This window comes from Rhodococcus sp. IEGM 1366 (assembly GCF_033142425.1).
GTDB lineage: Bacteria > Actinomycetota > Actinomycetes > Mycobacteriales > Mycobacteriaceae > Rhodococcus_F > Rhodococcus_F globerula.
In genome coordinates this window covers 19,614-43,700 of sequence record NZ_JAWLRZ010000007.1, presented here as the reverse complement: position 1 = coordinate 43,700, position 24,087 = coordinate 19,614, and the positions used below count along the sequence as shown (strand labels likewise).

22 protein-coding genes and 1 riboswitch are annotated in these 24,087 nt (G+C 61.3%); of the genes, 7 read left to right on the top strand and 15 right to left on the bottom strand.

From position 1 onward, the window contains the following. Nucleotides 1-103: 103 nt before the first annotated feature. On the top strand, nt 104-874 hold the full coding sequence (locus tag R4P64_RS21325; RefSeq protein WP_317822607.1) for a pentapeptide repeat-containing protein: 771 nt from the start codon (nt 104-106) through the stop codon (nt 872-874). Between the two features lie 258 nt (nt 875-1,132). Here the strand turns inward: R4P64_RS21325 and R4P64_RS21320 are convergent, their stop codons facing one another. After that, entirely contained in the window at nt 1,133-1,759 is a 627-nt protein-coding gene (locus tag R4P64_RS21320; protein WP_317822606.1) for an NAD(P)-dependent oxidoreductase, read from the bottom strand. A gap of 112 nt (nt 1,760-1,871) precedes the next feature. On the opposite strand from R4P64_RS21320, the gene R4P64_RS21315 reads away from it, so the two are divergent. Continuing rightward, nucleotides 1,872-2,240: a winged helix-turn-helix transcriptional regulator gene (locus R4P64_RS21315; protein WP_033231804.1), complete on the top strand. Its 369-nt coding sequence runs from the start codon at nt 1,872-1,874 to the stop codon at nt 2,238-2,240. Between the two features lie 24 nt (nt 2,241-2,264). Here R4P64_RS21315 and R4P64_RS21310 read toward each other — a convergent pair whose 3' ends face one another. The 3 genes from R4P64_RS21310 to R4P64_RS21300 all read right to left on the bottom strand — a co-directional run bounded on the left by R4P64_RS21310 (nt 2,265) and on the right by R4P64_RS21300 (nt 7,274). Beyond that, nucleotides 2,265-3,929 (bottom strand): hypothetical protein, encoded by a 1,665-nt coding sequence (locus tag R4P64_RS21310; RefSeq protein WP_317822604.1) that lies wholly within the window; start codon nt 3,927-3,929, stop codon nt 2,265-2,267. Nucleotides 3,930-4,077: 148 nt separating this feature from the next. Then, nucleotides 4,078-4,689: a TetR/AcrR family transcriptional regulator gene (locus tag R4P64_RS21305; RefSeq protein ID WP_033231589.1), complete on the bottom strand. Its 612-nt coding sequence runs from the start codon at nt 4,687-4,689 to the stop codon at nt 4,078-4,080. Between the two features lie 143 nt (nt 4,690-4,832). Next, a complete protein-coding gene (locus tag R4P64_RS21300; protein ID WP_317822601.1) occupies nt 4,833-7,274 on the bottom strand; it encodes a glycoside hydrolase family 3 protein in 2,442 nt (813 codons plus the stop codon). Nucleotides 7,275-7,485: 211 nt separating this feature from the next. Here R4P64_RS21300 and R4P64_RS21295 point away from each other — a divergent pair, with 211 nt between their 5' ends. Continuing rightward, nucleotides 7,486-8,484, top strand: a complete 999-nt coding sequence (locus R4P64_RS21295; protein WP_317822599.1) for a hypothetical protein — start codon at nt 7,486-7,488, stop codon at nt 8,482-8,484. 25 nt (nt 8,485-8,509) lie between these two features. Here the strand turns inward: R4P64_RS21295 and R4P64_RS21290 are convergent, their stop codons facing one another. From R4P64_RS21290 to R4P64_RS21275, 4 genes are read right to left on the bottom strand one after another with little or no spacing between them, the layout of a single operon-like run. Beyond that, complete coding sequence (locus tag R4P64_RS21290; protein WP_317822597.1) at nt 8,510-8,914, bottom strand: nuclear transport factor 2 family protein; 405 nt, start codon at nt 8,912-8,914, stop codon at nt 8,510-8,512. A 35-nt stretch (nt 8,915-8,949) separates the two neighbouring features. Next, nucleotides 8,950-9,690, bottom strand: coding sequence for an ABC transporter permease (locus tag R4P64_RS21285; RefSeq protein WP_095886942.1), 741 nt, complete (start codon nt 9,688-9,690; stop codon nt 8,950-8,952). Then, the gene (locus R4P64_RS21280; RefSeq protein ID WP_317822595.1) at nt 9,687-10,622 is read right to left on the bottom strand and encodes an ABC transporter ATP-binding protein; all 936 of its coding nucleotides are present in this window, start codon (nt 10,620-10,622) and stop codon (nt 9,687-9,689) included. Before R4P64_RS21280 ends, R4P64_RS21285 begins: the two co-directional genes overlap by 4 nt. Then, entirely contained in the window at nt 10,619-10,981 is a 363-nt protein-coding gene (locus R4P64_RS21275; protein ID WP_095886940.1) for a GntR family transcriptional regulator, read from the bottom strand. Before R4P64_RS21275 ends, R4P64_RS21280 begins: the two co-directional genes overlap by 4 nt. A 192-nt stretch (nt 10,982-11,173) precedes the next feature. Between R4P64_RS21275 and R4P64_RS21270 the strand changes: the two genes are divergently transcribed. Next, a complete protein-coding gene (locus R4P64_RS21270; RefSeq protein WP_317822593.1) occupies nt 11,174-11,875 on the top strand; it encodes a hypothetical protein in 702 nt (233 codons plus the stop codon). A gap of 502 nt (nt 11,876-12,377) precedes the next feature. Here the strand turns inward: R4P64_RS21270 and R4P64_RS21265 are convergent. From R4P64_RS21265 to R4P64_RS21255, 3 genes are all read right to left on the bottom strand, one after another. Next, complete coding sequence (locus tag R4P64_RS21265) at nt 12,378-13,748, bottom strand: NtaA/DmoA family FMN-dependent monooxygenase (protein ID WP_317822591.1); 1,371 nt, start codon at nt 13,746-13,748, stop codon at nt 12,378-12,380. A gap of 23 nt (nt 13,749-13,771) precedes the next feature. Then, entirely contained in the window at nt 13,772-14,857 is a 1,086-nt protein-coding gene (locus R4P64_RS21260; RefSeq protein WP_317822589.1) for an LLM class flavin-dependent oxidoreductase, read from the bottom strand. Between the two features lie 51 nt (nt 14,858-14,908). Then, a riboswitch (SAM riboswitch) is annotated at nt 14,909-15,022 on the bottom strand. 450 nt (nt 15,023-15,472) lie between these two features. Beyond that, complete coding sequence (locus R4P64_RS21255; protein ID WP_317822588.1) at nt 15,473-16,171, bottom strand: type 1 glutamine amidotransferase domain-containing protein; 699 nt, start codon at nt 16,169-16,171, stop codon at nt 15,473-15,475. 447 nt (nt 16,172-16,618) lie between these two features. Between R4P64_RS21255 and R4P64_RS21250 the strand changes: the two genes are divergently transcribed. Next, on the top strand, nt 16,619-17,050 hold the full coding sequence (locus R4P64_RS21250; RefSeq protein ID WP_317822587.1) for a hypothetical protein: 432 nt from the start codon (nt 16,619-16,621) through the stop codon (nt 17,048-17,050). Between the two features lie 233 nt (nt 17,051-17,283). Here the strand turns inward: R4P64_RS21250 and R4P64_RS21245 are convergent, their stop codons facing one another. The 3 genes from R4P64_RS21245 to R4P64_RS21235 form a co-directional block, all read right to left on the bottom strand. Further along, complete coding sequence (locus R4P64_RS21245; protein ID WP_317822585.1) at nt 17,284-17,670, bottom strand: hypothetical protein; 387 nt, start codon at nt 17,668-17,670, stop codon at nt 17,284-17,286. Between the two features lie 409 nt (nt 17,671-18,079). Then, nucleotides 18,080-19,567: an APC family permease gene (locus R4P64_RS21240; protein ID WP_317822583.1), complete on the bottom strand. Its 1,488-nt coding sequence runs from the start codon at nt 19,565-19,567 to the stop codon at nt 18,080-18,082. A 9-nt stretch (nt 19,568-19,576) separates the two neighbouring features. Next, nucleotides 19,577-20,485 carry a phytanoyl-CoA dioxygenase family protein gene (locus tag R4P64_RS21235; protein WP_317822581.1) on the bottom strand — a complete coding sequence of 303 codons (909 nt, stop codon included), beginning with the start codon at nt 20,483-20,485 and terminating at the stop codon, nt 19,577-19,579. A 499-nt stretch (nt 20,486-20,984) separates the two neighbouring features. On the opposite strand from R4P64_RS21235, the gene R4P64_RS21230 reads away from it, so the two are divergent. Beyond that, nucleotides 20,985-22,172: an NAD(P)/FAD-dependent oxidoreductase gene (locus R4P64_RS21230; protein WP_317822579.1), complete on the top strand. Its 1,188-nt coding sequence runs from the start codon at nt 20,985-20,987 to the stop codon at nt 22,170-22,172. 123 nt (nt 22,173-22,295) lie between these two features. Here R4P64_RS21230 and R4P64_RS21225 read toward each other — a convergent pair whose 3' ends face one another. Beyond that, nucleotides 22,296-22,868: a hypothetical protein gene (locus tag R4P64_RS21225; RefSeq protein ID WP_033231571.1), complete on the bottom strand. Its 573-nt coding sequence runs from the start codon at nt 22,866-22,868 to the stop codon at nt 22,296-22,298. A gap of 738 nt (nt 22,869-23,606) precedes the next feature. On the opposite strand from R4P64_RS21225, the gene R4P64_RS21220 reads away from it, so the two are divergent. Beyond that, nucleotides 23,607-24,053 (top strand): hypothetical protein, encoded by a 447-nt coding sequence (locus R4P64_RS21220; protein WP_092802797.1) that lies wholly within the window; start codon nt 23,607-23,609, stop codon nt 24,051-24,053. The last annotated feature ends 34 nt before the right edge of the window (nt 24,054-24,087 follow it).

The window sequence follows — 24,087 nt, the reverse complement described above, 5'->3', positions numbered from 1 at the left end:
CTTCATGGTTGCGGTCGGGCCTGTCATGGAGTCGAAGGAGCGTTGTTTGGCTCTTCGGCAGCCACAACCAGTTTCCGAGTATCTCGGCGATAGTATTGAGACCGTGAAGAGGTCCGAGATCAGCGCTCTGCGCCGCCGTTGGTCCAGCGAGGATGTCGAGAATCTACGGGAACAGTTGCTCAATCAGTCGCGGATTGTCAAGCCGCCTCACACACTCACTTCTCGGTGGCCGGCGACCCATGAACGGCTGGTGGATTTGCGTGGTCTGACGGTGGGTCGCTATGGATTGGACATCAGATTCGTCACGCTGGAACGTATCGATCTTAGTTTCATGCGGGGTGCGCTCACCGCGTTCGAAGCCGAATTGTTCGACTGTCGCTTCGATTTCGCTGCATTGACCGGCCAACCACGCTTGAACCGCAGATTCGAACAATGCAGTTTCCGCGGCGCCACCCTCTCTCGTCTGGCGCTCGGGCCGAAGATTGTCGATTGCGATTTCACTGGAGCGAAAGCCCACAAGCTACGTTCCGTGCCCAACACCGTGTTCGATCGGTGCACATTCGACGACTCGGACCTCACAGGTGCGCAGTTCTCCGACACCTCGTTCGTCGATTGCAACTTCGGTGCAGTGCGGTTCTCCGCGTCGACGAACTTCGTGCGGTGCTCGTTCACCCGTACCATCATCGATTTCGGCATGGCACAGGTCTCGCGAACGACGAGTGACGGCACTGCTGTGCCGGACCAATGGGAAGGCGAAGCCGAGGCAACCGTCGCACTGGAGCGCTTTGCCGCACGCCACACCCGAGCGATTCTCGCGGACGATGAGGATGGGCCGGCCCTCAACTCGGCGATTCAGGATCGGCAATTCGAGTAGGGATCGGTGTGGTGACGAGCGCCGAATGGGCGATCAGTCCGGCAGGAAGTTGCAGTGATCAAGGTGAACCAGGTCGTCTCGACCTCAGAAGTGGAGAAGTCAGGTGACGTCGACCTCGTCGTGGTCTGCCCGGGTGATCCGGTCTGGTCTCGAATTTGTGATCATCACCGCGTGAACATGGAGATGCTCAGGACCGAGTAATGCCCTGGGGCGCAATGATTATCGCGTGAGAACGGCCAATAGTTTCCTAATGGGGATTCAGTTTCTGACCACGGCGATCTGTGTTCGGTGGTGCGTCGGATTGTCGATCTCGTCAACCGTCGCGACAGCGAGGTCGGTATAGGTGAATGTCGGATCGGATGAATGCAAGAGTTCCGGGCCGGCGCTGACTAGCAGTGGGCCGGTTTCGGCGTGCTCTGCGATGACCACAGGAGGGGGAGTGATTACCACCCAGTCGAGTTCGCTCGGGCTCTGCTGGAGGAGTTCGAGTTCGAGGGCATGACCGACGGTGAACGGCTTCGCGTCGTCGGGGAAGTCAGGGGTATCCACCAGTCGTATTCCCGGGGTCGGTTCGAGGGTTGTTCCGATCCCGATCACGAGTAGACGCCTGGTCTGCAGTCCTCCGATCAATGCATGCGTGGATGCGGAAAAGAACTGGTCCGGTGGTGCATCCATGCTAGCGCCGGCATTGATCACCGCATCGGCCCCTGCCGTGAGTCGGCGTACGTCAGCGACATCGGTGACGTCGCCCGTGACGCCGTCGATGTCGGGGTGCGCATGTGGGTGGCGCATCACGGCTAGTACGTCGTGGCCCCGGGCGCGGGCCTGTGCCAAGATTCGACGACCCGCGCGGCCGCCAGCTCCGAACAACACAATCCGGCTCATGCTTTCCTCCGTTCACTGCGTCACCGAGATGGCGACGGGGACGAGTTCACGGTAGAACGCGCCCCCTCGGTTACCGCAACGTAAGCGACTCGACATCCGTAGTGTGGATTGCATGACTGGACCTCTGGATTCAGAACTATTCGCCTCGTGCGGGACGGTTCGTCCTCCGGTGCAGGTAGGCGGTAAATGGGATGCTCAGATCATCTTCTGCCTCCTCGGTGGGGCCCGGCGGTTCTCCGAGATACAAGTCCCGATGCGGCACGTTGCGCCGAAAGTCCTCACCGAATCTCTGCGAACTATGGAGCGTGACGGGTTCGTCAGTCGGACAGTGCATTCGGAATCACCGCGTCACGTCACCTACGCTTTGACCACACTCGGATACACGCTCACGCAGCCGCTGCAGGCTGCTTGTGAGTGGTCTCAAAAACACCTTCCGGAGGTGATCGAGTCGCGTCGTCAGCACGAAGCTGGGCTCGCTTGACGGGTCGCGCGGCGGGGTTTCGTGTCAGCGAATAACTAGGTCATGGTCGGTGGCGCTGAGAGTGATCGCTGCAATGTGGTTTCCGCGCATCCAGTCTCGGACGAACGCGTCCAGTGCGGGGTTCGATTCCCGAGTCGCGTACGCGTCCGCCGGGATTTCGATTGCCCCGACGAGGTGGCGTGGGTTGGCGTCGAGGCCGGGCCCGCGGGGTGTCATTCGGAGTCCGTCGGCGGTGTGCAGGATGACTGGAATGTAGGTGCCGTCCGGTGCGGTGACTGTCGCGGTCCGGGTAGTGGCGACGGGGTCGAAGTGGTCCACGTCCAACCGGTAGCCAGAAGGCTGTGCGTGCTGGCCGATCGCGTCGAGCATGCGCGGGTCCACCACGGTGTACGGAAAACCGATGTCGATCAGTGTCTGACCGTCGATGGCGCCGTCGCGGGCGGGCAGCGTTGTGGACAGGTCCCAAGGGGCGGCGGGGGCCAGGGTATCTGTCGAGCGGTCTGTCGGCGTGTTCTCGATCGGCGAGCCGAGGAGGTCCGCGCCCGTTGGTGTGAACTCCCACAGGCCGCCTACGAGATCCTTGTGCCAGAAACCGGATTCGGTGCCGTTGCGGCCCTCCACGCGCAACTCGCGCCGATTCGGGCCGGGGCCGAGGGAGTGCACACTGATCGCGGATGTGATCTCGCCGGGAATCTTGGGTTGGTGCACCCAGTCCGGAGCCGGCAGTTGGATTGCGGCGGTGCTGCGGTCGAGCGTTTCGGCGACGAGGTTGGGCGCGGACGGTTTATCCGACTGGTCGTCCCAGCTGTAGCGGAAGAAGATCGAGTCCGATCCCGACGAGTCGAAATCGAATGTGCGGGTGTACATGTCGCCGTACTTGTTCATCACGAAGGTGGTCGATCCGGCCGCCGACAACGAGTCGGCCTGGAACCGCCCGCCGAGCGGCCCGCCGATCTCGTAGCTGTCGTCGTTGGGTAGCCACGGGTCCGCGTACGTGATGCGGCTGCCGTCCCCGGTCAGCGCGGGGAGCATTGTCATCTTGCCAAATCCGACGAAGTGGATTCGTCCGGCGATGTCGGTGAAGGTTTGGTTGTCCCACGGCGACGACACGCTCAGCGCCCATCCGTTCGGACGGTCTCCTGGCAGTTGCCGGCCGGGAGCGCTCCACAGGGGTGCCCCCCACGCGGAAGTCCAGTTCCACGCCAGCGGGTGCTGGGACGCGTTGTCCATCGTGTAGATCCAGCCGTTGTCGTCGACCGCGACGAGTTCGTCGTCGTCCAGCGATATCCCGACCAACCGGCCGCGCAGGCATTCGGGCATCGGTACGAATCGCCAGGGTTCGGCGGTAGGCGCGCCGGCTTCCCTGGGCCGAGTGAGCAGGTCGTGGCCGACAAGCGCGAAGTCCCAGAATCGGTTGAATTGAGTGGTCGGAGTGCGAACCTCGACGGACGTGGGGGCGGTCGAGCCGGTAAACGTCGGCAGTTCGGCCAGACCGATACGGCCTCCGCCCGATGGAGCGCCCGGCGGCAGCTGGGCGGTCCCGAACGGTACGCAGCTCGCTGGTCCGGCCTCGGCGGGTGCGGCCGCGGCGAGGGGAGTGGGCCACAGCAAGCCTGCGGCGAAGAGGACGCCGACACACAGAAGTCGCGTTGGGCGCGGGTGCAACACTCTACGGCTGGTGTCGATCATTGTCCGATTCTCGCATGCATCGACATGTCCACCGCGTTGCTGGTGAGGACGGTCCATCCGTGTCGAATGCGGCGCAGCGTGCTGATTGTGGCCTTGGACGTAGGTAGCGGATGCGTCGCTGCTCCACAGTGACCAGGAGTCCGTCCAGTCAGGCGGTCGGGTGCTCGGAAGGCGTCATCGCGGTCAGTAGCGCGAGGAAGTTTCGGAATGCGGCAGGCATGTCCACCTCGTCCGGCGCCAAGAGCCACTGGATCTGTATGCCGTCGATGACAGCTATGAGTAGTGGTGCAGCTTGCTCGGGTGTGAGCCCGCCGGCCAATCGGTCCCCGAGCTCCGCGCGCAGCAATTCGGCCATGCCCTCTCGCACGGACGCATAGCGCTCGGTGAAGAACTCACGCGCTGGGTGCTGCCCGGTCGCGCTTTCGGCGGCGAGTGCGGTGAAGGTTTGGACGACTCCGGGCCGGTCGGCATTGAATTCCACGATTTGTTCGAGGTGAGACAGTCGCACATCCGTCGAGTTCGCGAGAAGGGCTGCGGCGTCCCATCGGTCGCGAGCGTCGAGCACTCCGATCAGGAGGTGTTCCTTGCTGGGAAAGTGGTGCAGCAGTCCGGGTTGCGTCAGGCCGACGCGCTCGGCGACGGCAGCGAGAGTGGTGCCGCGGTATCCGCGCTCCGCGATCTCGGCCATTGTCGCGTCGAGAATGGCCTCGCGCCGGGCCTCGGCCTTGACCGCCCGGCCACCCCGTTGTCGCTCAGTCATGCAATGAGCCTATCGACGGAAGCGTTTCTCATCGCGCCTGGGTGAGGATGACGGCCATCAGTCCCGCGTCCTGGCTCTGGGTCGGCGCCAGAGCATTGCCAAGGTGACGGCCCCCGCGATGACGCGAACGGTGTTCAAGGACTTCAATTTTGAGTCTCGATGCGCAGGGTGAGAGGGCAGTCGGCCGACGAGGCACCGACGTGGAGATCATACGAACCGGGTCGGTAGCACCAACTACGGCTCTGCTCGTCCCAGACCTCGAACGCACGACGCGGCAGAGTGATTGTTGCCGTTGCGGTTTCGCCGGCCTCTGCCACCACGCTCGCGAAGCCGGCAAGCGCACGGGCGGGTCTGGACGGGTCGATGTCGGCGGCAGCGAGATACACCTGCACAACCTCGCGTCCCTGCCTAGATCCAGTGTTGTGGATACGAACCGTGACGGTGTCGCCTTGCCATTCGACGCTCTCGTATTCCCACGTGGTGTAGCCGAGACCGTGTCCGAACGCGAACGCGGGTGCGACATCTGTTCGGTCCCAGGCGCGGTAGCCGATGAACAGGCCCTCGGTGTACGTGAGCTTGCCGTCGACGGGTGTGACATCCGTGACCGGGCAATCCGCAAGTGTTGCGGGCCAGGTGGTCGGTAGCCGGCCACCCGGCTCAGTCAGTCCGACCAGAACATCGGCCAGTGCGGCGCCGGCTTCCTGGCCGGGGAACCAGCTCAGCAATACCGCCGAGACATCGTTCCGCCAGGCCATCTCCACCGGCGAACCCGAGTTCACGACAACGACAGTTCGCGGGTTAGCGGCAGCTACGCGGGAGACCAATTCGTCTTGACGCCCCGGCAATTTCAGTGTGCTGCGGTCGAAGCCCTCGGACTCGACCTGGTCAGTTGTCGCGACGACAACGACGGCGACGTCCGCCGACTTCGCGGCATCGACCGCCTCGGCCATCAGCTCTTCCGGGTCTCGTTGCGGCTCCTGGTGTCCCAGACTGAAACTGAGGATGTCGATCGGCGAACCCTCCATTTTCATCGGAGTGTGCTTCAGTACCACTTCGACAGGTTCTCCGGCAGTCAGTTCGACGGAGCCGCGGTCCTTCGGAGCACCGAAGAACAGCTCGAACGGATCGAAGCTTTCCAGGGGTTGGTCACCGTCGAACAGAGTTTCACCGCCGACTGTCAGGGTAAACATGCCGAGTCCCTTGGTGCCGAAGCGATGTGAACCACTCTCGCGCGGAGTGAATGTGCCGAGGACCTCGACAGTGTGCAGCGCTTGGAAGTCGAGGCCTTCCGGGAGGATTCCCATCCACGTGATCATTCCGTTGGGTAGGTCCAGTTCTCGAAGCAGGGTTCCCACAGCGTCGTAGCACCGGGCGCGCAACTCGAATCCTCTTTCGGCCGTGCCTATCTGGTCGGTCAACGTTGTGCCGATGCTGTAGCTGAGCGAGCCCTCGGGCAGTGCTGCCGTCAGTCCGTCGAGTGGGGACACGACGGACTCGGGAAAGACCATTGCGGAGCCGCCACCGAGGACGCGGGCGTCGCGGGCGGCCAGTCCGATCAGTGCGACGGTGGTAGTGCTCGGGTCGATCGGCAGGATCGTCTCACCGCCGATGGGAGCATTGCGGGTCAGTACGAAGGAACGGCTGGCGATCTCGTGGGCCAGAGCGCGGCCGTCCACCGGCGCGGGGAGTTCGGTCACCGCAGGATTGGCGTCCTCGAGGAGGCCCGCGCGCGCCGCGAGCAGTAGGACTCGGCGCACTGCGTCGTCGACTACCGACTCGTCGACCTCGTCATTCCTGACTGCCTCGGCCAGTAGTTCTCCGTAGACGGAGCGGGGACCGGGCATCGCGATGTCGAGGCCACCCAGAATCGCGCCAAGGGTCGAGCGCGTTCCCATCCAATCCGAGACTACGCAGCCGTCAAATCCCCACTCGCCCCGCAATACTCCGTTCAGAAGTTCGTTGTGCTCGCTCATGGTGGTGCCGTTGACGCTGTTGTACGCGGACATGATTGCCCAGGGTCGGGAGTTCTTCACGATGTCCTCGAAGGGCGCAAGGTAGATCTCGCGCAGCGCATTCGGGGACACAATGTTGTCGACGGACATGCGGTCCGTCTCGGCGTCATTGGCTACAAAATGCTTGACGGTGGCGCCGACGCCACCGGACTGCACCCCGCGGACGTAGCCGGAACCGATTGCGCCGGTGAGCAAAGGGTCCTCGGAGTAGGCCTCGAAGTGTCGGCCGCCGACCGGGGTGCGGTGCATGTTCACGGTCGGAGCGAGCAACAGGTGCACGCCCTTGCGCCTGGCTTCCTGCGCGAGCAGAACTCCCGCACGCGCGATCAGGTCAGGATCCCAGGTCGCGGCCATTGCGGTGGGCGAGGCCAGCAGAATTGACGGATCGTCCGGTCCCCAGAAGACGCCTCGCACGCCTACTGGTCCGTCGGACATCACCAGCGATCCCAACCCGATTTGCGGAAGGGCAGGCAGGGTCCACATGTCCTGACCTTGGAGGAGCCGTGCCTTCGCATCCAGGTCGAGCTTGGTGAGTGCTGATTCGACGGCCTCGTAAGTTGCTTCGTCCCGCAATGTGCACTCCTTCGACATGGTGTGGGTTGGTTGCCCGTCCGATGGAAGCTCATCGTGCCATCAAACTTAATGAATGATAGGTGTTGTTACTAAAACGTTATATAATGGCTTGTCCATACCGAAGGTGCTTCTCCGGCAAGCGAACTCGAAGTAGTAACGATTAGATTACAAAGCCTTAGTTGGATTAGGTCTCGTCGCTAGGGTGCATCACATGAAAAGTCTGATGAGCAAAAGTGTCCCGCTCCTCGCTGCTGCAACTCTGGTGCTGCTGGGATCCGGCGCCACAGCGCAGGCGGGTGGAACCAGTGGGCCTGTCGCGAACGGCAGAACCGTCGACGCCACGTACTCCGAGCGAGGTCCGTGGGAGGTGACCAGTCAGCAAGGTTTCGGTTGTTGCGATTCCTCCGGTAACAAGTTCGACGTCTGGTATCCCACTGACTTGGGCGCGAACGGAGATCGGCACCCGATCATCACCTGGGGTGACGGGACGTGGGCGCACCCCTTCCAATACGACTATCTGCTCTCCCATCTGGCATCGTGGGGGTTCGTGGTGATCGCGGCCGACAACACCAATACCGGCACAGGTCAGGAAATGCTGGAGGCAGTGGATTTCCTCCGACATGAGGACAGCGATCCGTCGAGCATTTTCTATCAGAGTTTGGATACCGGCAATGTCGGTGCGATGGGGCACTCTCAGGGGGCGGTCGGTGCCCTCAACGCGGCGATCAGCTCCGGCGGCGAACTGAAAACCGCTGTCCCCATAGAGCTTCCGGGCCAGTACATGTGTGGCCTGCCCAAGGCTGATGCGGCGATGAACGTCTGCACGGATCCGCGGGCGCTGACCACAGGTTCTGTGCTGTACGTGAACGGCTCCAACAGCCCCATTTCGCAGTCGATCCAGCCGTTGCCGTGGGACTTGATCGGAGCGCAGTCCGCGGAGGGCTATTTCGGTGCCACCCCGGACTCTGTTCCGAAGGTGCGCGCGACTCTGAACGGTCCCAACCACAACGACATTCAAGGTCAACCCGGTTGCCCAGCAAACGATCCGGGCTGCGTCGACGGAGTGCAGGGGTTCCTTGGTGTTCTCACTGCGTGGAACATGGACAATTTGCGCGGAGACGCGCATGCGCACAGTGCCTTCATCTCCGGGGCCGGTGAGCTGTTCAGTCTGCCGGCGTGGAGTAACCAAGCTAGCAACATCATCAGCTGACGCCGACGACCTGCACGAGCGAAAGTCAGGGAGTGGCAGCTGCGGTGATATGGCTCAACACGCACAGCCAGCGGCCATTCCGTCGAACGAAGACATCGGTAGTCCACTCGTCGGCGTCGAATTGTCGGCCGTGGTAGTGCGCCGTGTTCGTCAACCGCGCTGTCAGAACCGCGGTGTCACCGTAGGTGCGGACTCTGGCGTCGTTGACCCGGTCGAACGTCGAGTGGGTGAGCTCGCCAGACTGGATAATAGACAGGAATTGTTCTTTGGACGTGAGGCCCGAATCGGACACGATCACCCAGTCGTCCGCCATGAATCTGCCGATTCGTTCGGCATCGTTCGAGACGATCGCCGTGGACCACTGCTCATGGATCGCGAGTATGTCTGCCTGCACGTCATCACCCGTGCCTGTTGTGACGTCCTTGCCCATCATCGCTCCTCGGCTCCTCTAATTGATCGTGGCCGTCACGGCGTTGCGCGCCGCAGTGTCGCCCAGGCGCCGGCGATGCACGCGATGGTCAGGACGAGAGGGAGCACCGCCATCGGCACCACCCGTGGGACATCGACAAACCACGAACCGATCGCCGGCCACCAGCGGGCCCAGGTGATTACGATCGCTGACAGGCCGAGCGCGCCGAAGAGTCCGGTGAGGGAGGCAAGCAGACCGGTGATCCGCCACCGCTGGTAGATCGCACCCGTCAGCATCGCGATCGAACTGGTCAGCAGCAGCGTTGTGAACAGCGCCAACAGTTGCACGGCCGTGCTGTCGGTGAAATAGCGTGCGATGCCGAACATGCGCATGTGCACACCCCAGCCGTTGGTAGCGGACTCCACCACTGACAGCAGCTGCAGCGCGATTGCGAAGACCGCGGACTGTGCCAGCGCCATCACCGTTGTGGCGGTGAAGAACTCGCGGCGAGTCACGCTCAGTCCGAGTGCGAACGGGAATGTCTGGGCCATCGACTGGAGGTAGAAAGCGAGCACGAAACCGTAGACGGAGAACACGCTGCCGGTGAAGCCCTCGCCCTGCTCGTTCCCGACGATCGCGTAGATGGTGAAGCTGATCAGGAACGAGACCAGCAGAATGCCGACCGGCCAGGCGATCAGCAGCGGCCATGCGACCGTATGCAATTGGAGGACGGAACCGATCCGGGACCGGGTGGGCGCCTTCGGAATCGTCCGGGGCGCGGTCGTTGTGATGCTCATACGGTGGTCTCCCTGCGCTGTGTGGTGGTCGCGATGACAAGTTCCTGCAAAGATGCCGGCTCCAGTTCGACCCCAGCCTCCCGTAAACGGTTCCGCTCGGTATCGGTCACGCCGGCCTGCACCGTGATTCGGGCGTGGGTGCCGAGGGACTCACGGTGCAGCACCGTGCCGGACGCGGCAAAAGCATCTACAGCAGCGAGGGGACCGGTTGCCACTACTGCGCGGCTGCGCAGTGTGTCCGCGTCCTCGTCGAGCACGATTCGGCCGTGGTCGACGACGATCACGTGCTCGAGCAGATTGGCTACCTCGTCGATCAGGTGAGTCGAAAGCACTACGGTACGTGGATGTTCGGCGTAGTCGGCAAGAAGTCGGTCGTAAAACAGTTGGCGTGCAACGGCATCGAGACCGAGGTACGGCTCGTCGAAGAGCGTCAGCGGCGCGCGGGATGCGAGCCCGATTATTACCCCCAGTGCCGACCGCATACCGCGCGAAAGCTTCTTTACCTTGCGGCCCAGAGGAAGTTGGAAGTCGTCGAGCAGTGCCTCGGCGAACGTGTGGTCCCACTTCGGCAACAGATGGCTCGCGGCGGTGAGTACGTGCTTGACCCGGAGGTCTTCGGGGTATGTCTGGCTTTCCTTGACGAAGCACACGTTCGCCAGCACGTCAGAATTTTCGAACGGGGCGGCGCCGAATACCTCGACCTCGCCGCTGGTGTGCAGGTCCTGCCCGGTCAGGATCTGCATGATCGTCGTCTTGCCCGCGCCGTTACGGCCGAGCAGGCCATAGATCTTGTTGTGCTCGATCTCGAACGTGACGTCGGAGAGCGCGTCGACATCCCCGTATCTTCTGTTCACCGAGCGCATCGAGGCGACGAGTTCTGATTCGGTGAAACGCCTGACGTCGGTCCCGGTCGTTGTCATGCTCGCGTTCATCGGGCCACCTTCCTGTCGTCCAGCATGGATTTGAGTTCGTCGAGGGGAATCTGGAGTCGTTCGGCTTCTGCGACGAGCGGTTCGATGTACTGACGTGAGAATGCTTCTCGGCGTCTGAACCTGAGTGCGTCGCGCGCACCGAGAGTGACGAACATTCCGATTCCTCGTTTCTTGTAGAGGATCCCCTCGGATACGAGCTGATTGAGGCCCTTGGCTGCTGTCGCCGGGTTGATCCGGTGGAACGCCGCAAGTTCATTGGTCGAGGGCACCTGCCCGTCTTCGGGCAGTGAGCCGTCGATGATCGAGCTTTCGATCTGCTCGGCGATCTGCTGGAACAGTGGTCGTCCGTCGTCGATCACGATGATCCACGCCCGGGGCTCACTGGTTCATTACTCATGTAATGAACCATAGAACTTGGGGAGGTGTGTTGGCAACCCCGAGGCCTCATGCCCGACCAGTTCGGTGAAGCGGCACGAGCGTCATAGCGTCGAAGAATCCGGTGGTGCTGCATAGTGAGTCGAATCGGTACGCGATTTCTCGGGAGGTTGGCTGTGAGTCTTCGGATTGTCCCGGCACTAGCCGGAATGGTCGTCGTTCTCGCCGGACTTGTTGCGGTTGCATGCACTCCTGACCAGAATTCGCGCGATGTCGCCGGAATCGAGCAGACGCCGAATCCCCGATACTTTGCCGAACGGCCCTCCGATGCACCGATGAACCCGTCCGTACATTGCCTCGATGCAGACTTCGCGAACATGAGCGTCGACGAATCGGTTATCTATTGGCAGAACATTTTCGACGACCAACGCAACCACTACCCGGAGCAGTCGTTTCCCTCTCGCGAGGACCTGGAGAATCAGAAGCGGGCCGAATGGTCACACGTGGTGAACGACTCGGTGCCGACTGGGGGTGACGCAGCCTTTGCTCGGGACGTGTGTGGGTTACCGCAATTGGACGGCGCCCTGTACAACGGGATCGCTCTGAGGGAGCTTCGTGGTCACGCCGCCGAATTAGGCCGCCGGGCGTGTACCTCGATCGCGGAGCAGGGAACCGCCGGACTGTGGCAATCAGTGCAGGCTCTGGAATTCGATCGTTCGGACATCGCCGCCCACGAATACTTGATCCATTCCGCGATTGTCCATGTGTGTCCGCAGCTTTCGGATTTCGCAACGGGATCGGCTGGTATCGAGCGGTGTGCCGACTTGATTGCCGATCCGTCAGCGCGGCCTGAGGAGGGTGTTTTCTGCGTCAACTAGTGATACCCCCGCTCCGGCCGGAATCCACAGAGCATCCAAGTTGGGCGACAACATCCGACGGACACCGTAGTGGAAAGGAATCGACCGTCGAGGTCATGATCCATGGAATGGATGTCGGCACCGGCAGAATTCGATCAACCCCGTGTAGTAGTCCATGACGACGATCTCGGCGCACCGAGCGGGCTGCGGTTTGAGTTTGAGGCAGCGTTCGATCAACCCTCGTCCCAGGGAGGGAGAGGGGTGAGTGCAGTTTGCACATTGACCGGGGCGATCCGCGACGCGGACGGCGGCTGGGTGTATCGCAGGCATAGAGCCATGGTGACAACACGCGGTTATGCGAACAATGATTTGACTCTTGCGGAAATTATGTGGTGGTCGTTGCAGTGCCCGCTGAACGTTCCTTCGCGTTGTTCGATCTTCGCCTGCATCCTCGAACGCGCCAACTGCGCCAATACTTTCGGTTCATCAAGGCGACCACTAGGCCGGGCGGAGACGACATCCCCTATGCCGCAGGTAGATCGAGGTGCTCGCGGAGTGTGTCGGTCGTGTATTCGGTGCGGTACACGCCACGGTCCTGTAGCGCAGGGACGAGCTTGTCGACCAGGTCGTCGATCGAATCCGTCAGATGGTAGGGGTTGATGTTGAATCCGTCGACCACTCGGTGTCGGACCCAATACGCCCAGCGGTCTGCGATCTCGCCGGCGGTCCCGGCGAGGTACCGAGAGTTCGGGGCGACCTCGAGGACCAGTTGCCGGATGGAGAGGCCCTTCTCGTCGGCGAGCGCACGCCAACGAGAGATCTGGTCGAGCTTGCCGGTGCGGTCCGCGATCTTAATCGTGCCGCGAGACGGATCGAGTTCGCCGTCGATAGGGTCGATGTCCGGCAGGGGGCCGTCGGGGTCGTACGCCGAGAGGTCTTGCCCCCAATAGTGTTCGAGGTAGGCGATGGCACGATGCGGGTTGTACGCGTTCTCGCGGAGCCAGCGGGCCTTCTCATCGGCTTCCTCCGGGGTGTCGCCGATGATCACGGTGACGCCGGGCAGGATGCGGAGCGAATCCGCGGACCGGCCGTGCGCGGCGAGCCGAGACCGCAGATCGCGGGCGTAAGCGGCGGCGTCGTCGAACTCGCTGTTTGCCGAGAACACGACGTCGGCGTGGCGCGCCGCCAGTTCCCGGCCACCGTCCGAGTCGCCGGCCTGGAACAGCACCGGCCGCCCCTGCCTACTGCCCGGAACGGTTGATATTGCGCTGGCGCGCAACAGGTCGGAAGTCCGGGTGAGATTCCCGGCGTGGCCGTCCGGCAGCCATGCGTCGGAGGCGGCGCTCGATGCGACGTCGCCGAGAGACCATGCGGCCCAGTACTCCTTGGCCAGTTCTACGAGTTGGGTGGCTCGTTCGTAGCGGCGCTCGTGGGGGAGCCACCCGCCTCGCCGGAAGTTCTCACCGGTCCAGGCGTTGTCGGTCGTGACGATGTTCCAGCCGGCTCGTCCGTCGGACAGGAAATCCAGGCTTGCGAGCCTGCGAATCAGATCGATCGGCAGACTGTATGTGGTGTTCTGCGTGGCGACCAGGCCGATCCTGTCGGTTGCGCCCGCGAGCGCAGCCAGTTGTGTGATGGCGTCGGGTCGGCCGGCGATGTCGGTGGACAGCACCGCACCCCGGTTCTCCCGTACTCGCTGGCCGTCCCCGAGGAAAAAGGCGTCGAACAGCCCGCGCTCGAGAGTCTGGGCGACCTTCACGAAAGTGTCGGGGGAGACTTGATCTGCGGCCTTCGGGTCCTCCCATACGGTCTGCGGTCCGATCCCCGGATAGAACACACCGAGGTGAACCTGCGCCTCGGCGTCGTAGGGCGCTCCGGTGTTCGGAGTGGTCATGGCGAAACTCCTCTGGCTCTGAACTAGCGGGTTGTGGACGATGCGTAGCGGCTGACGGGACGCTCGAGCCCCAGCGTTTCGCGCAGGGTTGCGCCGATCCGAGGGGCGCGGTGCACCGATAACTCCTGCAGCGTAGGAACGACGCTCTCGCGCAGGACTTTCAGATCGGTTGTGACGACGGCGGGGTGGATCCGGACGCCATCGACGATGCCGGCAAGGGAACTCAGCAGATCGACGAGGTCGGGTGCCGAACCGGTGAAACGGAGCCGTCCACGGTCGGGCCACGGCGAATGCTCGTCGAGCGCGGCGAGCCGCGACTGTGCCGTCTGGTCGGGGGTGTCGAGAACTACCTCGATGTCGGCGAAGGTGAGACCCTGTTGCCGGGCCGCCTCTTCGGCGATCGCGGACGTGTCATGGCCCGACACCAGCACGACGTCGAGGAGGTCCGACACGCCGAGATCGGCGTCTCCTACGACGACTATCTGGCCCTGCGGGGACCGTGGAGTGATCAGCGGGCCGACGACGTCGAAGAACTCGCCGGAGAACCGGACGTGGTGGACCTTGTCCGGATCGAGGTAGCGGCCGGTCGCGGGGTCGCGGACGACAGCGTCGTCCTCCCACGAATCCCACAGTCGGCGCGCGAGGTCCACGACGTCCCGGACTTCGCGGCTCGCGGCCTTGGCGCTTCGGGGCTCGAAGCCGACGGCTTCGTTGACGTCGACGGAGTTGTCCGCACCGACTACCCAGGCAGCGCGGCCTCTCGACGCGTGGTCGAGGCTGGCGAGTTGGGTGGCGAGGTGGAACGGTTCGGTTGTCAGGGCCTGCACTGTCGGGGCGAGCCCAACCTGCCCTGTCGTCGAGGCGAGGTACGCCGCGCGAGCCCCAGCATCCAACCTGCCCAACGGGTGCAGTGTGCCCTCCGGCACCACCCTGTCGTCGAAGGTGACGCATGAGAATCCGGCTGCCTCTGCGGTCGCTGCGCTAGACCGAAGAATCCGAGGCGATAGTAGCTCGGCGGGTGGGTGACCCCACACCCGCCATGCAGCGGGATGGCTTCCCGCGCCGTCCAACTCGATTGCCAAGTGCAAGAAACCAGGTGATCCAACCACGACCGGGGACCTTTCGAATGAGTGCGGACACGCGCCGGGCTCTACCCTCACCCTGCGCGCTTGCGGAATCAATTGCAGATGCCGCCGGGTCGTCACCTGGAGCACCCCACCGCGCGGGAGGGTTGCCGACCAGCAAGCCAGGGCTTGATGCTGGTGCTCATGACCGTGGCTCAAATCTAACACGGACAATCATCGCCGAAAACCTTTGCACCCCAACATAGAACGCTGCTTTTCCGGTTTTGCGGGTGGTGTCCAGCATTGAGATCCGGCTGATTCGAAGATGTGCGGTGCTCGGGTCTTCCTGGTTGCGTATCTGGCTCGACGGTTCGACCTCGTCCACCGGTACCAGCTCGAACTGGAAACGCATCATGACTCGATGTAACTTTATCGCCGCATATTCCGTCCACAGGCTTTCGCGCGAGAGCATCTGAGAAGGTGGGTATCTCGGTGGTCGGCATCGAGGGATAATGAAGGCGAAGTCGGTTTATGCCCAGACCTGGATCATTCTGCACCGACGGAAAAGCACTCCCGGACAGAACGATTCCCTAAGCGGGTACGTGTAGCACTCCGTTTAGGGGATTCGCTCCGTCGTTGAGATCTACAAACTTCGACAGCTCAGCTCAAGTCCGCGATGATTCGCTCCGCGAGGGGCTTGGACGACGCCGGGTTTTGTCCGGTGTACAGCTTGCGGTCCACTACGACGTAGGGGGACCACGCCTCGGCGTTCGAGAACCTGCCGCCCTGCTCGCGTAGCTTCGTTTCGAGCAGCCACGGCGCCTTGTCCGCCAAACCTGCCTGGCTCTCCTCTTCGTTGGTGAAGGAGGTCAGGTTGTAACCGTCGAACAGCCAGCTTCCATCGGATCTGCGCGCGGGGAGCAACGCTGCCGGTGCGTGACAGACTGCCGAGACAACCTTGCCTGCGTCCAAGAATTTCACCAGAAGCTCGCCGAAGGCTGTGGACACTGCGAGATCCTCCATCGGCCCGTGCCCGCCCGGAACAAAGACCACGTCGAAGGTGTCGGCGTCGATATCTTCGAGAATGTGGGGCGAGTTCAGCGCCGGCTGCAGATCGGCAATGTACTTGCGCATACGGTCGGCGCCCTCCTGACCTCCATTGACCTCGGGGGCAAGGCTTCCTTCATCCACAACCGGGACCTTGCCGCTGGGTGTTGCAATCACGATGTCGTACCCGGCATCGACGAACGCCTTATGAGATTCGACCAGCTCCTCGGCCCAGTATCCGGTGGGGTGGGCGGTCCCGTCGTTGAGCGTCCAGTGATCTGCAGAGGTGACGGCAAACAGCAACTTGGTCATTGCACAACCTTTCGTTGGAGACAGGACCCGAAGACAGGCCCAATCGGCAAAACAGCGTCAGTCAATGCAACACACTGGTCCGGAGAGAATTCCGCATCGGCCGTCTTCGGTGAGATGTGTCATGTCTACTCCGCAGTTGCGGAGCAGCTTTGTGCGCAGAGAATCCTTAATGTGTTTCTGCTGCAATATGTTTGATCGGCGAGCGATTCCACGATGTCCGAATGTTACAGTCGGGTCTCAATTTTAACCGGCGGAAAGTGCGTATACCTGCGCAAACCTCGATGTAAACCCTGCTAGGCATCGAAACTTCGGTTCACAGCGGCCGGCATTCGTGATTGCATGGGTCGTGATCCAAGGAACGCAATAGAGGTACACAGCAATAGAGGTACACCGGTGCCTCGACAAATGCGCAAGTGCAAGGAAACGAAGAGAGCGAACGCGATCGAAATGACCATGCCGCAAAAAAGTATCGACCCCGACCTCGAAGTCGATTGGGTATGGGAAGACGGGCAACTACGAGGCGTGGCGGCCGACGGCGCCGTGAGGCTGACTGCGAATCTCCAACGTGCCCAATGGTCATGGGGTTCGTACACACTCTTTGCCGAGCAATTGGGAGACCAAGTGTGGCTCACATTCGACAAGGTTGTCGATGAAATCGGACGCCTCGGTATCACGGACACGACTGCTGTCGAGGTGTTCGCCCCGTGGATGGGGCAAGCCGCGACACCACTTCGGGCGCTCAATTCTCCGTTGACGAAGGAAAAGCTGTCAGCCCTGCCGGCTGAAGCTGAAGTTCCGGATTTTGCCTACGCCGTTGTTGCAGAAGCTGTTCGGATCTTCGAGAATCCCCAAAACCTAGATCTCACTGCAAGGTTCTGAGCGGAAACTCGTGGGTAGTGGCGGCCCACTGCGTTTGACTCAAAGCGGTGCTCGATCGTCTTATGGCGCTCACGGGTGTGAGACCTGTTGCTGTATAACGCTTGCTGAACTCAGTCGCGGAAGTAGACGCGAAATGCATTGCGCGCAAGACGGATTCTCCGCGAAGGGGTGAAGCGCCGGAACCTGGTCGTCGTGTTGATTCGTGCGCGTAGACCGACTCGTACGCGTGGTACCTATTCAAAGGATGAAAAGTACTCGCGAAGTACGTCGTGCGACTCGGCCAGGACCGTCTCGTCGCCGGACGGGTTGGTCCGGAAGGCGTACTGAGCAAGTCGCTCGATAATTTCGACGGCAATGGCGCACTGTAGGTGTGACAAGCGGTTGAAGCGTGGCGCGTGAATTTCGAACTGCTCGAAGACGAGAACAGCTATCTCGTCGCACCAGATCTGGTCGAGACTACGGATGCTCGCATTCAGATGTTGCCCGACCCACAGTTCGCGAATCAGTGGAATTGCGTACTGCTGTCTGTAGTGACCGACCAGGATGTCGACAATCTCGGTCCACGTCGTTCGCGAACGATTGGTGAACTGACGGGTGATCAGCCCATACGAGTCGATCATGCATCTCCGTGCGAGTTCGTCCAGAACCCGCTCAGGAGAGTCGAAGAACGCGTACAAAGACCCGCGGCTGACTCCTGATCGTTCCAGCAGGATCGTCGGGGAACTCGATAAAGCACTAGTGCCCTGTTCGAGGACGATCTCGCTGGCAGTGTCGAGTAGGTGTTCGACAGCGAGTCTGGATCGTTCTTGCAACGGTTGCTTGCGTAGAACACTGGGTAAGTTTGGGCGTCCCGTACTCACCGGATCCCTCGAGAGTTCGCCCTATTCACAGGCATGAGTATAGGGCGCGGCGCCCTCCCGTCTGGGGGTGCCTGTCTACCTCATGGCAATGAACGACGGATTGACAACGCAGCAGATCTCGTCCTCATCGCCGTTGGTGAGTACGAGATCTGCGGGCGAGCCCGGCAATTTATGTCGTGCCTGGAATTTCTTCGGGTGAGGCTTGCAGAAACCGTAGCGGATTTCGGTGTCGTTCTGTTGTCTTCCGTTTTGCGACGGCGACGCCGACGAGTGCTGCGATGGGGAAGATCCCGAGCAATGTGTACGCGAGCGCCCGTGAACCTCCGACGAGCATGGGAAAGTTCTGCACCAGTAGGAACAGAGAAATGCCGAGGCCGAGCACGCTGAGTGTCGGCACTCCCACGCATGTCCATATTGTGGAGTCGGCGCGATTCTTGGCGAAGTACACCAGCACCGCGATTCCAGTGGCAATCATGAGAATGATTACTCCCACCGTGATCAGACTGCTGAACCAGGAAAACACCTGTGTGACGGGATCGAGCCCCAGAATCACTGCCACCAGCAAGAATGCGATGCTCACCCCGGTGACGATCAGTGAACTCTGCGCCGGCGATCCATGTACTTCGTGGATGGAATTGATCTTTCGTGGCAGCATTCCGTCTCCGGCCAGGGCGTGCAGGTACCGTGCGGTGACGTTGTGGAACGCCAGGATGCACGCCAAGATGCTGGTGATCAGTAGTGCCTGCGCCGCGACCACTCCGACTGCTCCGAGATAGCGATCGGTGGTCCCGACCAACATTCCGGCAGGATCGGATATTGCTTGGGAAACCACATTGTCAGGCCCCCACGCAACGATCATCACGTAGGCGGCAAAGGTGTAGAACAGCCCGATGACGGTGACGGAAATGTAGGTGGCGCGCGGGACCGTGCGCACTGGATCGCGGGCCTCGTCGCGGAAGACCGCTGTCGCCTCGAATCCGATAAATCCGGTAATGGCGAACATCATGGCAAGTCCGATGTTGCCCGACAGCAAGTTGGACGGTTCGAAGGGCTTGGACGTCATACCCGCATCACCACCGACCGCGAGGACTACCGCCGCCAGTACTGCGACCACTAAGACTTCGCCGACCAGTAGGACACCGAGCACCCTGGAGGTGAGGTCGATGCTTCGGTACCCGATGACTCCGATTATTGCGATGGTCGCGAGACTGTATATCCACCAAGGAATTTCAGGTCCCCCTAGGCTGCTTACGGCTAGATTGAGCTGGACCCCGGCGTATGCGGAGGTGGCGAGGGGAACGACTATGTAGGACACGACGGCCACAAAGGCAGCTGCGGTGCCCGCGGTGTTTCCCAAGCCCTCCCTGATGTACGTGTAAAACGCGCCTGGTTTCGACACCACCCGCGACATTCGCGAAAGTCCCACGGTGAACAAGCACAGGATTACAGCTGCGATGACGAACGTGACCGGTAAGCCCAGCCCGTTCCCGAGCCCGAATCCGAGGGGCATCGTTCCACCCACCACGGTGAGCGGTGCGGCAGCAGCAACGACCATGAACACGATGGCGGTAACGCCAAGGTTTCCGGTCAATCGTTTCGGGGTGGTGGTGGCGCTCGTACCGACTGGGCCCGCTGAGGATATGGCGTCATTGGACATGGCTACTCCTCACTTGCTGCTCTCGATGAAGTAGGAGAAGGAGGAGGAAGACGAGTCGGCGAGCGTGCTCTCATCGAAGCCGTACTCGACGTAGTCGTCGCCGCGGACGGCGCGCAAGGGGTTCTCGAAGTCCCGGAAATATCCCATCGCGAAAGCGCCTTCTTGATATCCCATGAGCCCGAGCAGTTCGTCATCGAGAGTGCGGGCGACCTCCAGGGGAACGGACAGGTATTGGTTCTCCTCTTGTCGAACCCAACCGACGGAGTAGTTGATGTTGATGGCGGCGCGGGTGTCGACGGATCGGTTGGCGCCGCCGCTGTGGACGATCTTGCCGCTGTACAGCAGGACAGAGCCACGTTCCATCTCTGCCTGCACGCATTCTTCGTCGGAGTACTGATTCTGGGGCCGTGATCCTGGCAGGTGGCTGCCCGGAACGATTCGGGTGGCTCCCATCTCTGCCGTGTAGTCGCTCATTGCCCACAGGGTGTTGCACTGGACCTGGTAGTCCTCGGGGAAGGGGAAGAAATCCCACGCCGACTGATCACGGTGCAGCGCTTGGGCGCTTTCCCCCGGATCGATGGAGATAACCTGCGTGAGGTTGAGTTGAACGGCGCTGGCGTGGCCCAAGAAAGATCGGGCAACTCCGAGGGCCAGCGGGTGCTGAATCAGGTTGCGGCACTCCGGCGAACGAGCGATCAGCGCTCCGGTACGACGCGTTTTCTTTCCGATCATCGGGTTATAGCCACTTGGAGTGGCGTCCAGGTAAGGCGCCAGTTCGGACTGCACTGTGTCCATCGTCTCCGGGGAAACAACGTTGTCGACGATGACGTATCCGTCGCGACGCAGGTACTCGACGATTGTTTCGATCGGAGTCGTGGATGGAACGTGGTGCAGTTCTGTAGCAACGCGCGCGGTCATGTGATCCTCCGTCAGGTGTCATTAATGCGACTGGAGTCGCGACTGCAATCCTGCTTTGAAGGAATGATCGCCGTGTTACATGCGATTACGAGATGGTGAACAAACCCTCTCGCTTCTGCGTGAGACTCGACTTCGCCGAAATTTCGTCGGCAGTCGGCAGTAGTTGCCTAAGTGGGAGGACTTGTCAGATTCTGTGCGGCAGTTTCGGACAACGTTGATTGTCGATGGAGGGCGTTCGCGCCCATCGTGATTCGTGCGGAACTGCGCGCGGGCCGGTGGGGCTGGACGCGATTATCGGTGTTCGTGCGGCTGGGTGGCTCTGGTGTTGACGTGCTGGGTGCGTCGGGTGCTAACCTGTCCACGTTAATTGGAACGCGCAAAAAATAGCTCCAGAATGGTCCTTCAGAGCTGCGCCCTTGTGGCGTCATTCCCTCCGTGGAATCCAGTGCTTCCTTCGTGAGAAAGAAACGAAGGCAGGACTATGCAAAAAAATCGTGTCATGATTATCGGCGCCGGACTCGGTGGTCTCGTGCTCGCACACGGCCTGATCAGGTGCGGCTTTGATGTCGCAGTGTACGAACGAGACTCGCATCCGGGTGCCCGTTCGCAGGGATACCGCATCCAGCTCGACGAGCCCGGTCTGAGCGGCTTGCAGGACTGTTTGCCCCCGTATCTGTTCGAGTTGTCGCTGGCCACCGCGGGATCTCCGCCACCGCGAGTTACTGTTCGAAATCGCCATCTCGATGTGCTGTCCGATCCTGCTGCAGCCGCACAGAGTCGCTCCGCAGGCGCTACTGGTCCTCTGTCGTTCAATCGCTCCACTCTGAGGCAGATCCTGTTGTCGAGCCTTGCCGAGAGCGTGCATTACGGGGCACGCATGGTGAGCTATCAGGAATCGGATGACACTGTCACTGCCCGGTTTGCTGATGGCCGGGTCGCGAGTGCCGATCTGTTGGTCGGGGCCGATGGTGTCGGATCTTCGGTGCGCAAGCTTCTGCTCCCGGATGCCGAAGTCGAGGACGCTGGGCTGCGCCTGATCTACGGCAAGATACCGTTGAACGCTGATATGTCGGATATGTTGCCCCAGTGGGTATTCGAGAGCATCTTCACTGTGGTCACCGGAGGGCCGGGCCAACCCCACATCGGGATGGGGCCGGTGCAATTTCAACAGCGGCCTGATGTGGCGGGGATGAACAGCAACCCGCCCGTCGAACTGACCTCCGTCGACGACTACCTCGCATTCATGGTCGGCGCTCCCGCAGATCATCCCGCCATGCCGACGGCCACTGCGCTACGCCAACTTGACCACCGAGCCCTGCGCAATGTGGCCGAACAGTTGATCGACAACAATTGGCACCCGGAAATACACCAGCTCCTGGCGCTCTGGGAAACCGAATCGCTTCTGCCTCTTCGGATCTCCACCGCGGCGCCTGTACGCGACTGGGAACCGAGTCGCGTCACGCTAATCGGCGATGCGATCCACGCGATGAGTCCGGTACTTGCGATGGGAGCAAACACCGCGATGCGGGACGCGTCCGAGTTGACCCGGACGCTCTGTGAAGCCAGGAGCCCTCACGCGTCGCTGGTTGAAGCGGTCGCTGATTATCAAGCCGAAATGGCAGCATATGCGTTTCCGCTTGTGGCCAACTCCCGGGAAACGGGCCGAACCCGCGTCGGGCAAGCATGATTTGCCTTCGCTGCTGACTTGACTCAGGTTCGCTGTACGAGAATCTGCGGGCTACGGCGTCAACCATATCGAGGAAGGGCTGGAAAGACCTGCGCCGTAAACAAATACCTCCGGATAGGATCTCTAGTCGCGTTGTCGGTTTACCCAGATACCACGCAGGAGCATGAGCACGCTTAGGCAAGCGCCCCATCCAAGCGCGGACAGCACCACGCCTACGCCTGCTTGGCCGGTGGCATCAGTACTGGCTGCAACGCTGAATGCGGTCGTGAATCCTGCTGTCGTACCTACAGCGGCGGCGAAACCACCTGCCGTGGTCCAACGCGAGAAATGTGCAGCGACGAAACATGCCAGAATCACGGTTATTCCGCAGGCGACCACCTGCCAAGTGGGGAACTGGGTCGGTGCCGGCAGGCCGGGCCGACGGAACTCGCCCCGATAGTCGACGGACCAGCTCAGCCAGCCCACACAGGACAGAAGTCCCAGCAAGAACGCGACCAGGCCGGTAGTCCACAGCCCCAGCGGACCCCCGCCGGCTGGCTGCGTAGCTGCGGATCGGTTCGACGATTGCTCGGGTCTAGTTCGCTCTGATCGCCAGATTGACGAGATGATGCCTGCACTGATCATCGTGGGCACTCCGACGAAGATGAGCACCATCCAAAGAAACTGCGGTAGAGCAAATTCGGAATCGACGGTCATTATAGGAGTATGCACCTGGCATGGTTATTGTCGTGGGAACGTGACTCCGATGCGTACGTGAAGTTCTCTTGATGCGTTAGTCGATCTGCATGACAATCGTGCGAGCGCGTCCTGCGACATTCAGCGGGTTCATGCCGACGACGCTACCCAGTGCCCGCCCCGGCCTGTTACTGCCTGGATCTCTCTGTGTTGGGCGGAGTCTGCAGAACTCTAGGCTTTAGTTTGTGGCCGCGCACGAAGGGGCCCGTTGTGTGCAACGGTACCGATCAGTGCGGGAACCACAATGGCTGATACCGCGAGGACTGCACAGAGAAGCGATCCAAGTAGGGGCCGATCGAACCAAAGTTCTTGTGCCAGTATCAATGCACCTAGTATCGAAACACCGGCACCGACGCCTCGAAGAGCGGATACACGCAGAGGCGGCCTGATGGGGTATTGCCCCGTGACGATCGGCAGCCGACGCCCGGCATTGATCGTCGACAACCGCACTGCGTACAGCCAGTTCAAACCTGTTGCAACGATCAGTAAGATCACACCAAGCACTATCATCTCTGGACCATACCGAATGGCTCGCTGGGGCAGCCGACTTCACCTGATCTGCGATTGTTCCGACTCTGGGCTGTCCGCCCGTCTTGGTCTATGGAGGCGGGCAATAACATGGTTCGATGCGACATGGCCGGAGTGCCAGGGTGTCCACGCTAAAGCGTCGTCCATGACGGAGACCGGTACAACTGACCGATGGGAATATTTCACTCGCAGCGACTCCGCCCGGTACTGCTGGCGCTCATCGCTGTTGTGGTAGTCGTCTTCGGACTTCTCTGGTGGACAAAGGCGATCACCTTCACGAAGACCGCGTTCGTAGAGTTCAGTGTTCCTCCTCCGTCTGCGCATGTAGTCGATACGTATCAATCCAGATACATTGCCTACGAGAGCTTCGACTCTTCGGAACTGGTTGGGATGATGAGTAATCGGCTCGCGGCCGCACACGGTGGCACAGTATCCGACTACTCGAAAGCATTGACCGTGACTCGGGCACCTGATCGCTCTGGAATGACCTTGACAGCTCGCGGGCGAACACCCGATGCCGCAGAATTGCTGTTGATTGACGCTACCGACACACTCAATGGGATTCTCCGCCAACTCGCTGTTCGAGTGCCCACACTCACGGTCGATCCCGACAACTGAATTGAGCAGCGAGACGGTTTTCGAGATCGGGCGG